Genomic DNA, 13,201 nt, shown 5'->3' on the forward strand with positions numbered 1-13,201 from the left:
GCAATGGAGCGGACGGGCGTTTCCCGTTCCGCGTCCGCGCCATTCAGTCCATTCAGTCCATTCCGTCATTCCCATTCCGCTTCCTTTGGAGGAGCCGCATGTTCGCGCATCACAGATCCGCCGGTACGAGAAGACCGGGTGGCTCGGCATTACGCCGCGCCGTCGCACTCGGCGCCACCACCCTGCTCGTCTGGACCGGCGGATCCGCCGCCCTGACGCCCCTGGCGCACGCCGGCACGGTCACCCCGACCGTGCACTGCACCCTGCCGGCCGGCCAGGGCGAGGCGACCGGGCCGCAGCAGATGAACGTCGAACTCACCCCCGACGTGGTCGACCCGGGCGGCAAGGTCCATGCCAAGGTGACGCTCGGCCCGTCCCCCGCCACCAGCGGGCTCACCCTCAACGACGTGCCCACCACCCCGAGCCTCGACCTCGCCATGTCCGGCGGCGCCACCGGCACGGTGACCGTCACCGGGCCCCAGGTCTCCCTCGACATCCCGTCCGGGAAACCCATCGAGATCCCGCCGTACGAGGGGGACTTCATCGTTCCCGCCAACGCGAGCGGACCGGTCTCCTTCACCCCGCTGCGCAACCTCACCCGTACCAAGGTGCTCGGCGGCACCTACGAGACGGCGTGCGTCGTGACCGCGGGCGGCGGGTCCGTCGGCACCGTGACCGTGGAGGGCAGCGCCGGACAGCCGGCCACCCTGATCGCCCCCACCACCCCGGTGCGCCCGTCCACCGCGGTCGCCCTGTCGGGCAGCCGCTGGACACCGTCCGCCACCCCCGTACCGTCGCTCTGCGCGGCGGACGGCGGCGGCTGCGACCCCGCCAAGTTCGCCTCCTCGACCCTCGCGATCGACGGCTCCGGGCAGCTGACCGGCAACGCCGTGCTCGCGGAGGCAGGCGCCGTGCCGGACGGCTCGTACCTGGTGAAGGTCGGCGACGGTACGAAGGAGACGACCGCGCCGCTGACCGTCCGCGCCTTCGTTCCCGACGGGCCCCGCGCCATCGCGCTCTCCCGGAGCAGCGGACCGGTCGGCAGCGTCATCACCGTCACCGGCAGCAACTACTTCCAGGACCGGTGGATCAACACGGTCGCCCTCGACGCGAGCGGGGCGACCCTCGACGACACCGCCGTCTACGTGAAGAGCGGGTCCGACGGGAAGTTCCGCGTGGAGCTCACCGTCTCGGACCCGGCGATCGCCTCGGTCCAGGTCGACGAGGCCAATGACCCGGCGACCGTACTCACCGCGCCGTTCACCGTGACCGAGGCCACCGCGACACTCTCGGCGGGCACGGCCAAGGTCAAACCGGGCGGGTCCATCGGTGTCTCCGGTGACGGCTGGCCGTCCGGCGTCACCCCGGCCGCCGAACTGTGCGCCGCCGACGGCACCGGCTGCGACGCGGCCCGGATCAGCGGCTCCACCCTCCGGATCACCGCCGACGGCAAACTGGCCGGCACCGTCACCGTCGCCGGCTCCACCCCCCGCGCCGTGTACGCGCTCCGCGTCACCGCCGGCAGCTCGCAGGCCCTCACCCAGCTGACCGTCTCACCGACGTATCTCGTCCTCACCCCGGCGGCCGGGCCGAAGGGCACCGCCGTCACCGTCCTGGGGCAGGGCTTCGCGAAGGTCGCGACCGTGTCGATCGTCGGACTGCGGGCGGACGGCTCACAGACCTCCGACCCGGTGCGGACCAAGGTGGTCGGCCTCGACGGGGCGTTCTCGCAGACGTTCACCGTCAAGGCGGCCGACACCGTCGCGATCCGGGTCCGCGAGGTCCTCATCAACCCGCGCACCGAGACGGCCGCGTTCACCGTCCAGGACGGCACGGTCCCGGCCGGACCGTCCTTCGCGCTCTCCCCGCCCGAAGGACCGGTCGGCACGGTGGTCCAGGTGACCGGCCGGGGCTTCGCACCCGTCGCCACGGTCGCGGTGACCGGACGCACCGCGGACGGGAAGCAGACCTCCGACTCCTTCGTCACCCGGATCATCGGACTCGACGGAACCTTCGCCCTCAACTTCACCGTGCGCGACCCGGCGACGAAGTCGATCCGGGCCTGCGAAGTGCTCGTGAACGGAAAAACCGTCCAGCAATTGTTCACGGTGAGTTAACGCTGGTTCACAACTGATGTACGGAGCGTCGCGAGGGAGTCGGCCGACATGGACGCGCGTAGATCCGCGCCATCCGGCCGGCGCCCCGCTGACCGGCGCTTATGCTCGCGACGCACAAGCGCTTTTCCGCAGGCGCCCGGATTCTGGACGAGGTCTTCCGCTGAGCGGACTGGCTCGCTACTGTCCCAAAAATGTGAACGCCCCGTGGCAACGCCGCCGCGGAGCGCAGCCGGTGCCTTGGCCAGGCCGGCGGCCTCTCCGTGCGTCGCCGCTGGGACCGGTGACGCACAATCCGTGGGAACCAGCCGCCGCCGCTCACCAAAGAGGAGAGGGCGTCGTGACCGCGGAGACCTCGCAGACGCTCGACCGGGGACTGCGTGTCCTCAAACTGCTTGCCGACACCGACCACGGACTGACGGTCACCGAGTTGTCGAACAAACTCGGCGTCAACCGCACCGTGGTCTACCGTCTGCTCGCCACCCTGGAGCAGCACACCCTGATCCGCCGCGACCTGGGCGGAAGAGCCAGAGTCGGGCTCGGCGTGCTGCGCCTGGGCCGGCAGGTCCACCCGCTCGTCCGGGAGGCCGCGCTGCCCGCGCTGCGCTCGCTGGCGGAGGACATAGGGGCCACGGCCCACCTCACGCTCGTCGACGGCACGGACGCGCTGGCCGTCGCGGTCGTCGAACCGACCTGGACGGACTACCACGTGGCGTACCGGGCCGGCTTCCGCCACCCGCTCGACCGGGGCGCCGCGGGCCGGGCGATCCTCGCGGCCCGGCAGAAGCCGGTGGGCGAGACGGCGTTCACCCTCACCCACGGTGAGCTGGAAGCCGGGGCGAGCGGTGCGGCGGCCGCGCTGATGGGGGTGACGGGGGTCGAGGGCAGCGTGGGCGTGGTGATGCTCGCGGACGCGGTCCCGGAACGGGTCGGCCCCCGAGTCGTGGACGCGGCCCGAGAAGTAGCGGACGCGCTTCGCTGACGCCGGGCCCTTGAGCGGGCGGCAGCGGGGTTCCTGGGCTCAGGGGCCCCGGACCTGGCCCCTTTCCGGGGTGCGGGTGCTCCGCGTTGCGCTGGGGTGCGCTTGCCCCGGTGGGTGGGGGTTCGGGGTCCCTCCGGGGCGTCTCCTCAAAAACTGGCGTGGCGACCGGAGACGTAGCGGGGGCCGGGTCGTACGCCATTTTTCTGCGGGGACGCCCCTGCACGCCCCCGAACCCGGCCGTCGCGCGTCTGCAGGCGCGAGTGATGCAGGGGTGGGGACGTGCAGGGGGGTCCCCGCAGGGAATGGCGTACGACCCGGGTCCCTCGCGTACCCGGGTGAACACGCCATTTCCGAGGAGACACCCCGGAGGGGCACCACCCCCCACCCACCGGGGCAGGCGCACCCCGCAGCGGCGGAGCACCCCGCACCCCAGCCGGTCCGGCGATTGAGGACGGAACCCCGCACCACGGAACCCCGCACCAAAGAACCCCGCACAGGCCGGTCCGGTTAGATTGGGCGGGTGCTCACACGTCTCTCGCGCCCCCGCACCCTCGCCCTCTGCGCCCTGCCCGTGCTCGCCCTCTTCGGCGTGGCCGCCTTCGCGCCGCTGCCGTTCACGCTGGCGCAGCCCGGTACGACGGCGAACGTGCTCGGGGACGACAAGGGCGCCCCTGTGATCACCATCGAGGGCACTCCCACCCGGCCCACCAAGGGCCAGCTGCGGATGACGACGATCGTGGCGACCGGGCCCGACGCCGATGTCGGGATCGGTGACGTGATCGACAGCTGGTTCCGTACGGACCGGGCGGTCATGCCCCGGGACTCCGTCTACCCGACCGGCGGCTCCGAGAAGGAGATCGAGAAGCACAACCTCGACGACATGGTGGAGTCGCAGGACTCGGCCGTGGACGCCGCGCTGAACTACCTCGGCAGGAAGCCCGGCTCCGTCGACGTCACCCTGCACCTCGCCGACGTGGGCGGCCCGAGTGCGGGACTGTTCTTCGCGCTCGGGATCGTCGACAAGCTGGACGGCGACGGAGCCGGGGGCGACCTCACCGGCGGCCGCACCATCGCGGGCACCGGCACCATCGAGGCGGACGGCAAGGTCGGCGCGGTCGGCGGCGTCTCGCTGAAGACGCAGGCGGCCCGCCGGGACGGGGCGAGCGTGTTCCTCGTGCCGAAGGCGGAGTGCAAGGAGGCGCACGCCGAGCTTCCCGACGGGCTCCGGCTGATCCCGGTCACGACCCTGAAGGGCGCGGTCTCCTCGCTGCGGGCACTGGATCACGGGGGCAAGGTCCCGAGCTGCTGACCGGCCGCTCCGGGGGGCCCGGAGCCTCGTCCGGACCGGCGCCCGGTTCGTCGTCCATCGTCCGCCAGGCCGGGAAGACGAGCGGGCTCAGCGTCGCGAGCAGGTAGCACCCGCCCATCGCCAGCAGCGCCCCCGGGGCGCCCGCGCTCTCCACCAGCAGCCCGGCCGCGAGACCGCCCACCGGCATGGCCAGCTCGCAGCCGGCGGTGATCGCCCCGGAGACCCGGCTGCGCAGCGCGTCGGGGACGCTCCCGTAGATCACCGTCGCCAGGATCGGGTTCAGCACGCCGCCCGCGATCCCGCTGAGCACCATCGTCACGGCCAGCGGCGGCGTCGTGCCGGTCAGCGCCGCGACCAGGAACCTCGGCGCCCCGCACAGGATCACGCAGACGCTGAACACGGCCCGTCGTGAGTACCGGTGCCCCACCGCCCCGTACAACAGGGCCCCGGTCAGGCCGCCCGCCCCGAACAGCGCGGTGAGCAGTCCCAGATCCCGGGCCCCGCCGAGTTCGGCCGAGGCGTGGACCGGCAGCAGGACGGCGTTCCAGCCCTGGTCGGTTCCGTTCATGAACAGGACCATCACCACGACGCCCAGCAGCAGCCGGTTGCCGAGCAAGTAGGCGTATCCCTCGCGCAGTTCACGCTTGTAGGTGGGCAGCGAGACCGGTTCGGCGGTCCTGACCGGCTCGGCCGCGCGCACGCCCCGTACCCCTGCCGCGATGAGCGCGGCGGAGGTGAGGAAGGTGGCCGCGTCCAGCAGCAGTACGGTCTCCGCGCCGACCAGTGCGATCAGCACCCCGGCCAGCGCGGCGCCGACCATCCTGGCCCCGCGCGAGACCGCGTCGAAGAGGCTGGCGGCGCGGGGGAGTGTGGTGCCGGCGTGTTCGGCGAGGTCGGGGACCAGGACGTAGCGCGCGGTGTTGCCGGGCGTGTGGAACAGCCCGTTGACGGCCATCAGGGCGCAGAGCATCCAGAAGCTGAGGGCGTCGGCGTAGTGGAGCAACGGCACCGCGGCGACGGCCAGTCCGCACGTCGTGTCGGAGGCGACGGAGACCCGGCGGCGGCCGATCCGGTCGATGACGGGCCCGCCGATCAGGGCGGAGACGACGATCGGGAGCGTCGCGCAGAAGGCGACGAGCCCGGCCCGGCCGGCGCTTCCCGTGGTTTCCAGGACGAACCACGGAACTCCGATGAGGGTGAGTGAAGTACCGGCGGTGGATATGGAGTTGGCGGACAGGGTGGCGACGAGCGGCAGCCGGTTCCGCGGGTTGTTCCCCCCGTCCACGGACTACGCCGTTCGGGCGGCGCGGGACGGTGCGGCGGCCCCGTCCGGCAGCAGCCGCAGCCCCAACTCGACGATGGTCAGGCCCAGTCGGGTGCGCAGGCCGGTGCCCGGGGCGTGGGGGCCGGTGGCGGTGTCGATGCCGGCCCGGGGGTGGGTGAGGCGGAAGTCGGCTGCCTGGTGCAGGAGTTCGGTGGAACGGATGGTGTGCAGCTGAAGGTGCGTCTCGGGATGCATGGCGTGGTGGTCCCCTCGGTCGGTCGGTCCGGTCGGTCGGTCGGTCGTTGACGCGGTCTCCCGGCGGGTCATTCGGCAGGGCGCGGGAAGACGTGCAGGTGGGTGCGGACCAGGGCGGAGCCCTCGGTGCCCTCCGGGACCCGTCCCCAGTAGCTCTCGATGAGCTCGTGGACCTTCTCCGCCATTTCCAGGGCGAGTTCGGGCGTGAGGCGCATCTTGAAGTCGCTGAGGTCGGAGGAGCGCACCCACTCCTTGGGCCATTCGTGCGTGGTGCCGAGCCAGGTGTTCAGCTCCTGGGCGTGCCGGGTGGCGCTCTCGTGCAGGACGACTCCCATGGCGCCTCGGATCTCCGGGTCCGGGTCGCGGAGGAAGTCCGCGCTGTGTTCGAACGCCATGCCCCCGTGGACGGCCCTCCACCACCGCTCGCGGCCCTTGCCGCGCTCCGGGTCGTCCTCCACGAAGCCGTACGAGGCCAGCTGCCGCAGGTGGTAGCTGGTGGCGCCGCTGGACTCGCCGAGCCGGTCCGCCAGGCCGGACGCGGTGGCGGGGCCGAACTCCCGGAGGGCGGTCAGCAACCGCATCCGCAGGGGGTGGGCCAGTCCGCGCAGGGAGCGGGCGTCCACCGTGTGCAAGTTGGGGGCGCCGTCCCGGCCGGCCGCTTCCCCGGCCTCTTTCTCTGTCATGCTCCAACCATAGAGTTGCAAAGGAAGCTTTGCAACAGGTTCTTTGCATCGCTTTCTTTGTAACTCCGGATGGGTCGATGTACGAGTGGACGGGTGGACGGGCCGCCTCCGCTCATCCCGTCTTGATGAACCCCTCCGCGACCAGCCAGTCCTTCGCCACCTGGTGCGGGTCGTCCCCGTCGACGTCCACCTTGGCGTTCAGCTGCTGCGCGACCTCCGTGGTCAGCCGGGCGCTGAGCGGGTCCAGCAGGGCGGCGATCACCGGGTACTTCTCGAAGGTCGGGGTGTGGATGACGGGCGCCGCGTTGTAGTTGGGGAAGAAGTGCTTGTTGTCCGTCAGCACATCGAGGTCCATCGCCTTGATCCGGCCGTCGGTGGTGAACACCTCTCCGAGCAGGCAGGAGTTGGACTTCGACACCTGGGTGTAGACGATCCCGGCGTCCATCTTCTTGATGTTGCCGCCGGGGATGGACATCCCGTACGCCTTCTCCATGCCCGGCAGTCCGTCGTTGCGGGAGGCGAACTCGTTCTCCACGCAGACCGTCACCGCCGCGGGGTTCTTCTTCGCCAGCGCGGCGACGTCGGAGAGCGTCTTCAGGTGGTACTTCGCGTTGTTCCGCTTGCTGATGGCGAGCGCGTACGTGTTGTTCAGGGTGGACTGCGGCAGCCACGTCACCCCGTTCTTCCGGTCCGCGTCGCGCACCGCCTCCCACTGCTTCAGCGGGCTGGTGATCGGCTTCGAATGACCCAGATAGGTGATCCAGGCAGTGCCCGTGTACTCGTACATCGCGTCGGCGTCGCCCTGGCGGATGGCCTCGCGTGCGCTGATCGATCCGGGCAGGTTCGTCCGGTCGAGCACCTCGGCCCCGGCGGCCTTGAAGATCAGGCCGATCATCTGGCCCAGGATGATGTTCTCGCTGAAGTTCTTCGAGGTGACGGTCAGCGAGGCGCCGTCCAGCGGCTCGCCCTTCCCCACGGACCCCGGCTTCACGTCGTCGACCATCGGGGACCCGCTCTTCAGGCCGCACCCGGAGAGCACCAGCGCCAGGGCGGCCGCCGCCACCGACGCCGTACGCATCCGCCTCCTCCTCATTCCCCCGCCTCCAGTCCGCGCGGTGTCAGCACGACCTCGACCAGCGACGCCAGCCAGTCCACCAGCAGCGCCAGCACCACCGTCAGCACGGAACCGAGCACCAGCACCGGCATCCGCTGGGTCTGGATGCCCGAGGTGATCAGGTCCCCGAGCCCGCCGCCGCCCCCGAACGTCGCCAGGGTCGCCGTGCCCACGTTGAGCACCAGCGCGGTCCGCACCCCGGCCAGGATCAGCGGCACCGCGAGCGGCAGCTCGACCTTGGAGAGCGTCCCCATCGCGGACATCCCGATCCCGCGCGAGGCCTCCACCAGGGTCGGTTCGATCGCCTTCAGGCCGGCGACGGTGTTGGAGAGCACCGGCAGCACCGCGTAGATCACCATGCCGGTGATCGCCGTCGAGGGGCCGATGCCCAGCCAGATGACCAGCAGCGCGAGCAGCCCGATCGCCGGGGTCGCCTGGCCGATGTTGGCGATCGCGGTGACCACCGGGGCCGCCTTGTCCAGCCCCCGCCGGGTCAGTGCGATGCCCACCGGAATGGCGATGATCAGCACCCAGAAGGTCGAGATGGCGGTCAGCCTGACGTGCTGCCACCAGCGCAGTTCGACCGTGTCGCCCGCGAGGGAGTTCTCCGCGATGGCGTCGAGATGGACGTTGTTGATCCATACGTAGGTGACGATCAGGACCACCGCGAGCGCGAGGGGCACCGTCACCAGCTTGCGCCAGGTGATCCGGCGGGCCCGCCGGGCCGCGGCGGGCGGCGGATCCTCCTCCTCGTCACGGAAGGCGTGGCCCTTGACGTCGTGCTCGCCCGGTGGGCGGTCCCGGTCGGACGCGGGGTCGGAGGGGGAGCGGGGGCCGGGAGTCATACGTCCGCACCGCCCTCCAGCTCCTGCACGGTCTGGTGGCCGCGCAGCTCCTGGAGCTCGTGCTGGTGCTCGATGGCGGTGAGCCGGTCGGCCTCCAGCAGTTCGTGCACGGAGTTCATCAGGGTGTGCATGTCGACGACCCCGATGAACTCGCCGCGCCGCCCGGTCACCGCGACCCGCCCGCCGCTGTCGGTCAGCACCGCCTCCAGCGCGTCGTGCAGCGTGGCGTCCCTGGTCACCGTGTCGTGCACGAGCTGCCCGGCGCGGGCCAGTGAACCGCGGGCGCGCATCAGGTCACCGCGCCGCAGCCACTTGTAGGGGCGGTTCCTGCGGTCCAGCATCAGCAGTTCGTTGTGCGGTCCGCCGCCCAGCTTGTTGAAGACCGACTGGAGCGGGTCGTCGACCGTCACCGTCGGGAACTCGGCGATCTCCACGTCCCGTACCCGGGTGAGGTTGAGCCGCTTCAGCGCCGCACCGGCCCCGACGAAGCCCGAGACGAAGTCGTCCGTCGGGTTGGTCAGGATGGCCTCCGGGGTGTCGAACTGCGCGATGTGCGAGCGCTCGCGCAGCACGGCGATCCGGTCGCCCAGCTTGATGGCCTCGTCGAAGTCGTGGGTGACGAAGACGATGGTCTTGTGCAGTTCGTGCTGGAGCCGGATCAGCTCGTCCTGGAGGTGGTCACGGGTGATCGGGTCGACCGCGCCGAACGGCTCGTCCATCAGCAGTACCGGCGGATCGGCGGCCAGGGCCCTTGCCACGCCCACCCGTTGCTGCTGACCGCCGGACAGGGCACGCGGATAGCGCCCGTGGTACTCGCGCGGGTCGAGCCCGACCAGGTCGAGCATCTCCTCGACCCGGTCCTTCACCCTCGACTTCGACCAGCCGATCATCTTCGGCACCAGGGCGATGTTCTCCGCGACCGTCATGTGCGGGAAGAGCCCGGACGACTGGATCGCGTACCCGATCTTCCGGCGCAGCTTCACCGGGTCCATGTCGGTGACGTCCTCGTCGTTGATCCGGATGCGGCCGGACGTCGGCTCGATCAGCCGGTTGATCATCTTCAGGGTGGTCGACTTCCCGCAGCCGGACGGGCCGACGAGGATCACGGTCTCGCCGGCCTTGATGTCCATCGAGACGTCGTCCACGGCCGGGCTCGGGTTGCCCGGGTAGAGCTTGGTCAGGTTCTCCAGCTGGATGGTGGCGCCGGAGGTGGCGTTGACGACGGGTTTCTCCCCGGCTTCCGCCTCGGTCTCAGACACGGATCCCCCTCGGGATGGTGAGCCGCCCCAGCAGTACGTACGCGGCGTCGAAGAGCAGGGCGAGGACGACGATGCCGAGCGTGCCCGCGAGCACCTGATTGATCGCGTTGGCGCTGCCCAGCGAGGCGATCCCGCGGAAGATCTCGTTGCCGAGCCCCGGCCCGGAGGCGTACGCGGCGATGGCGGCGATGCCCATCAGCATCTGGGTCGAGACCCGGATGCCGGTGAGGATCGGGGGCCAGGCGAGCGGCAGTTCCACCTTGCAGAGCCGGGCGATCCGCGACATCCCGATGCCCTTCGCCGCGTCCACGAGCGCCGGATCGACACCGCGCAGTCCGACGATGGAGTTCCGGACGATGGGCAGCAGCCCGTACAGCGTCAGCGTGATCACGGTCGGCGCCACACCGAGTCCGACCAGCGGGATCAGCAGACCGATCGCGGCGAGGGACGGAATGGTCAGGATCGCCGCCGTCGAGGTGATCGCCAGGGAGCCGCCCCAGCCGCTGCGATAGCTGACGACACCGATCAGGACGCCGAGCACCGTCGCGATGACCATGCACTGGAACACGGCGCTGACGTGCTGGAACGCGTCGGTGAGCAGCTGCTGGTGCCGATTGCCCAGATACTCCCAGAAGCTCAACTCGGCACTCCTCGGCTCAGTCGATGTCCTCCGCCGCCTGTTCGACGAGGGGGATGATGCGCAGGGGTACGGGGTTCTCCATGACGATGGCCGTGGAGGCCCGGACAATGCCATCAAATCCGACAACGAGGTCGATCACCCGCTGGAGGTCCGCGTTGGAGCGGGCCACGAGCCGGCAGAACATGTCGCCCTGCCCGGTGGTGGTGTGCAGTTCAAGTACCTCCGGTACGCCGCTCAAGTGGGCCCGTACGTCGGTCCCTTGGCCCTGTTTGATCTCCAGCGTCGCGAAAGCGGTGACCGGGTAGCCGAGGGCCGCCGGGTCCACGTCCGGGCCGAATCCTCGGATGACGCCATTCGACTGAAGGCGGTCGAGGCGCGCCTGCACCGTCCCGCGCGCCACGCCGAGCCTGCGCGAGGCCTCCAGGACCCCGATCCTGGGCTCACGCGCCAGCAGCACGATGAGCCGCCCGTCCAGGTGATCGATGGCCAAGGTCTGCCTCCGGGAAGTCGTCACGATGGTCAGCATGTACAGATAGCCCGCCCATCATGGCCAACCACTGCACAGACTGCCCAGTGATTCCGCAAACTGTTGCGCACCTTGCGAAGCGGGGAGAACCTTCGGATATGACTGAGACGATGCACAGCACCCCCGACAGTGCACGGCAGGCCGATCCCTTCCCGGTCAAGGGAATGGACGCCGTCGTCTTCGCCGTCGGCAACGCCAAGCAGGCCGCGCACTACTACTCGACCGCCTTCGGCATGAAGCTGGTCGCCTACTCCGGACCGGAGAACGGCAGCCGCGAGACGGCCAGTTACGTCCTGACCGCCGGTTCCGCCCGCTTCGTCTTCACCTCCGTCATCAAGCCGGCCACGGACCACGGCCGCTTCCTGGCAGAGCACGTCACCGAGCACGGCGACGGCGTTGTCGACCTGGCCATCGAGGTCCCGGACGCCCGCGCCGCGTACGCCTACGCGGTCGAGCACGGCGCCCACGGCCTGACCGAGCCGCACGAGGTGAAGGACGAGCACGGCACGGTCGTCCTGGCCGCCATCGCCACGTACGGCAAGACCCGCCACACCCTCGTCGAGCGCGGCGGCTACGACGGCCCCTACCTCCCCGGCTACACGGCGGCCGAGCCCATCGTCGCGCCGCCCGCCAAGCGCACCTTCCAGGCCATCGACCACTGCGTCGGCAACGTCGAGCTCGGCCGGATGAACGAGTGGGTCGGCTTCTACAACAAGGTCATGGGCTTCACCAACATGAAGGAGTTCGTGGGCGACGACATCGCCACCGAGTACTCCGCGCTCATGTCCAAGGTGGTCGCGGACGGCACCCTCAAGGTCAAGTTCCCGATCAACGAGCCGGCCGTCGCCAAGAAGAAGTCCCAGATCGACGAGTACCTGGAGTTCTACGGCAGCGCCGGCGTCCAGCACATCGCGCTCGCCACGAACGACATCGTCGCCTCCGTGAAGGCGATGCGCGCGGCCGGCGTCCAGTTCCTGGACACCCCGGACTCGTACTACGACACGCTGGGCGAGTGGGCCGGCGAGACCCGGGTGCCGGTGGAGACCCTGCGCGAGCAGAAGATCCTGGTGGACCGCGACGAGGACGGCTACCTGCTCCAGATCTTCACCAAGCCGGTCCAGGACCGGCCGACGGTGTTCTTCGAGATGATCGAGCGCCACGGCTCGATGGGCTTCGGCAAGGGCAACTTCAAGGCCCTGTTCGAGGCGATCGAGCGCGAGCAGGAGCGCCGCGGCAACCTCTGAGCGATGCCGTAGGACGACGACGGGCGGGCCGGATTCCTTCCGGCCCGCCCGTCGCGGTCCGCGGGGCGGCCACCTGCGTGTCAGCTCCTGCCCGATGCGGTGCTTGAATGGACCGTCGTTCCTGATCCCGCAAGGAGATGCGCTGTGCCCCTGGTGTCTGTAGTGATGCCCGTGTACAACTCGGCCGCGACGCTGGGGGCAGCGATCCGGTCGGTGCTCACGCAGACCCATAGCGATCTGGAACTGCTGGTCACCGACGACCAGTCCTCCGACGGCTCCATGGACCTGCTCCGCGAGTTCGCCGCCCAGGACGAGCGCGTCCTGCCGGAGACCGCGCCCGAGCGGGGCGGTGCGGGCCGCGCCCGCAACCTCGCGATCGAGCGCGCCCGCGGGGACTACGTCGCCTTCCTCGACTCCGACGACATGTGGCTGCCGGAGAAGACCGAGAAGCAGCTCGCCTTCGCCGCGGAGGGCGCCGCGCCCCTGACGTTCACCTCGTACTTCAAGATGGACGCCGACTACGCGGGCGACAGCACCGACTGGGTCCCGAACGGGCGGGTGATCCCCGCGCGGGCGCACGTGGACTACCGCGCGATGCTGGTCAAGGACTACATCGGCGCCCTCACCGCCATGTACGACCGCAACGCCCTGGGCACGCGGCTGATGCCGGAGATGCGCAAGCGCCAGGACTACGCCCTGTGGCTGTCCATCATGCGCGACGGCGCCGACGCCCGGGGCCTCACCGAGCCCCTCGCGGTGTACCGGGCCCACCAGGCGGGCTCGCTGTCCTCCAACAAGCTGTCGCTCGTCCCGTACAACTGGAACCTGTACCGCGAGCACGAGCACCTGTCGGTCCCCCGGGCGACGCGGGCGCTGGCCGGCGCGGTGTGGCAGTCGCTGCGGAACTCGCGGATCTGACCCGGGGCACGGGCACGGGGTACTGAGACGGGCGGGCCGGAGCTCCGG

The 13,201-nt window shown here is 70.4% G+C and carries 13 protein-coding genes; 5 read left to right on the forward strand and 8 right to left on the reverse strand.

The window, feature by feature from the left end; genetic code table 11:
- Positions 1 to 98: 98 nt before the first annotated feature.
- From ACIP89_RS00395 to ACIP89_RS00405, 3 genes are all read left to right on the forward strand, one after another.
- Positions 99 to 2,117 carry a hypothetical protein gene (locus tag ACIP89_RS00395; RefSeq protein WP_402112128.1) on the forward strand — a complete coding sequence of 673 codons (2,019 nt, stop codon included), beginning with the start codon at positions 99 to 101 and terminating at the stop codon, positions 2,115 to 2,117.
- A gap of 337 nt (positions 2,118 to 2,454) precedes the next feature.
- Entirely contained in the window at positions 2,455 to 3,096 is a 642-nt protein-coding gene (locus tag ACIP89_RS00400; RefSeq protein WP_024489166.1) for an IclR family transcriptional regulator, read from the forward strand.
- Between the two features lie 520 nt (positions 3,097 to 3,616).
- Entirely contained in the window at positions 3,617 to 4,405 is a 789-nt protein-coding gene (locus ACIP89_RS00405) for a S16 family serine protease (protein WP_401921784.1), read from the forward strand.
- Here the strand turns inward: ACIP89_RS00405 and ACIP89_RS00410 are convergent.
- From ACIP89_RS00410 to ACIP89_RS00445, 8 genes are all read right to left on the reverse strand, one after another.
- Positions 4,335 to 5,690, reverse strand: a complete 1,356-nt coding sequence (locus ACIP89_RS00410; RefSeq protein ID WP_401921787.1) for an MFS transporter — start codon at positions 5,688 to 5,690, stop codon at positions 4,335 to 4,337. The two genes, ACIP89_RS00405 and ACIP89_RS00410, sit on opposite strands and share 71 nt — an antisense overlap.
- 3 nt (positions 5,691 to 5,693) lie before the next feature.
- On the reverse strand, positions 5,694 to 5,924 hold the full coding sequence (locus ACIP89_RS00415) for a hypothetical protein (protein ID WP_401921789.1): 231 nt from the start codon (positions 5,922 to 5,924) through the stop codon (positions 5,694 to 5,696).
- Positions 5,925 to 5,992: 68 nt separating this feature from the next.
- The gene (locus ACIP89_RS00420) at positions 5,993 to 6,607 is read right to left on the reverse strand and encodes an ArsR/SmtB family transcription factor (RefSeq protein WP_402112131.1); all 615 of its coding nucleotides are present in this window, start codon (positions 6,605 to 6,607) and stop codon (positions 5,993 to 5,995) included.
- Between the two features lie 112 nt (positions 6,608 to 6,719).
- Positions 6,720 to 7,685, reverse strand: a complete 966-nt coding sequence (locus tag ACIP89_RS00425; RefSeq protein WP_402112132.1) for a glycine betaine ABC transporter substrate-binding protein — start codon at positions 7,683 to 7,685, stop codon at positions 6,720 to 6,722.
- An 11-nt stretch (positions 7,686 to 7,696) separates the two neighbouring features.
- Positions 7,697 to 8,566 carry an ABC transporter permease gene (locus ACIP89_RS00430; protein WP_401921795.1) on the reverse strand — a complete coding sequence of 290 codons (870 nt, stop codon included), beginning with the start codon at positions 8,564 to 8,566 and terminating at the stop codon, positions 7,697 to 7,699.
- Positions 8,563 to 9,825 (reverse strand): ABC transporter ATP-binding protein, encoded by a 1,263-nt coding sequence (locus ACIP89_RS00435; protein ID WP_402112133.1) that lies wholly within the window; start codon positions 9,823 to 9,825, stop codon positions 8,563 to 8,565. Before ACIP89_RS00435 ends, ACIP89_RS00430 begins: the two co-directional genes overlap by 4 nt.
- On the reverse strand, positions 9,818 to 10,465 hold the full coding sequence (locus ACIP89_RS00440) for an ABC transporter permease (protein WP_311305441.1): 648 nt from the start codon (positions 10,463 to 10,465) through the stop codon (positions 9,818 to 9,820). Before ACIP89_RS00440 ends, ACIP89_RS00435 begins: the two co-directional genes overlap by 8 nt.
- Before the next feature lie 16 nt (positions 10,466 to 10,481).
- Complete coding sequence (locus ACIP89_RS00445) at positions 10,482 to 10,955, reverse strand: Lrp/AsnC family transcriptional regulator (protein ID WP_401922376.1); 474 nt, start codon at positions 10,953 to 10,955, stop codon at positions 10,482 to 10,484.
- 134 nt (positions 10,956 to 11,089) lie between these two features.
- On the opposite strand from ACIP89_RS00445, the gene hppD reads away from it, so the two are divergent.
- Both hppD and ACIP89_RS00455 read left to right on the forward strand, forming a co-directional pair.
- Positions 11,090 to 12,235 (forward strand): 4-hydroxyphenylpyruvate dioxygenase, encoded by a 1,146-nt coding sequence (gene hppD / locus ACIP89_RS00450; RefSeq protein ID WP_402112135.1) that lies wholly within the window; start codon positions 11,090 to 11,092, stop codon positions 12,233 to 12,235.
- Positions 12,236 to 12,379: 144 nt separating this feature from the next.
- A complete protein-coding gene (locus ACIP89_RS00455; RefSeq protein ID WP_371772916.1) occupies positions 12,380 to 13,153 on the forward strand; it encodes a glycosyltransferase family 2 protein in 774 nt (257 codons plus the stop codon).
- Positions 13,154 to 13,201 lie beyond the last annotated feature (48 nt).

The sequence above is a fragment of the Streptomyces sp. NPDC088730 genome (genome assembly GCF_044751215.1).
Taxonomy (GTDB): domain Bacteria; phylum Actinomycetota; class Actinomycetes; order Streptomycetales; family Streptomycetaceae; genus Streptomyces.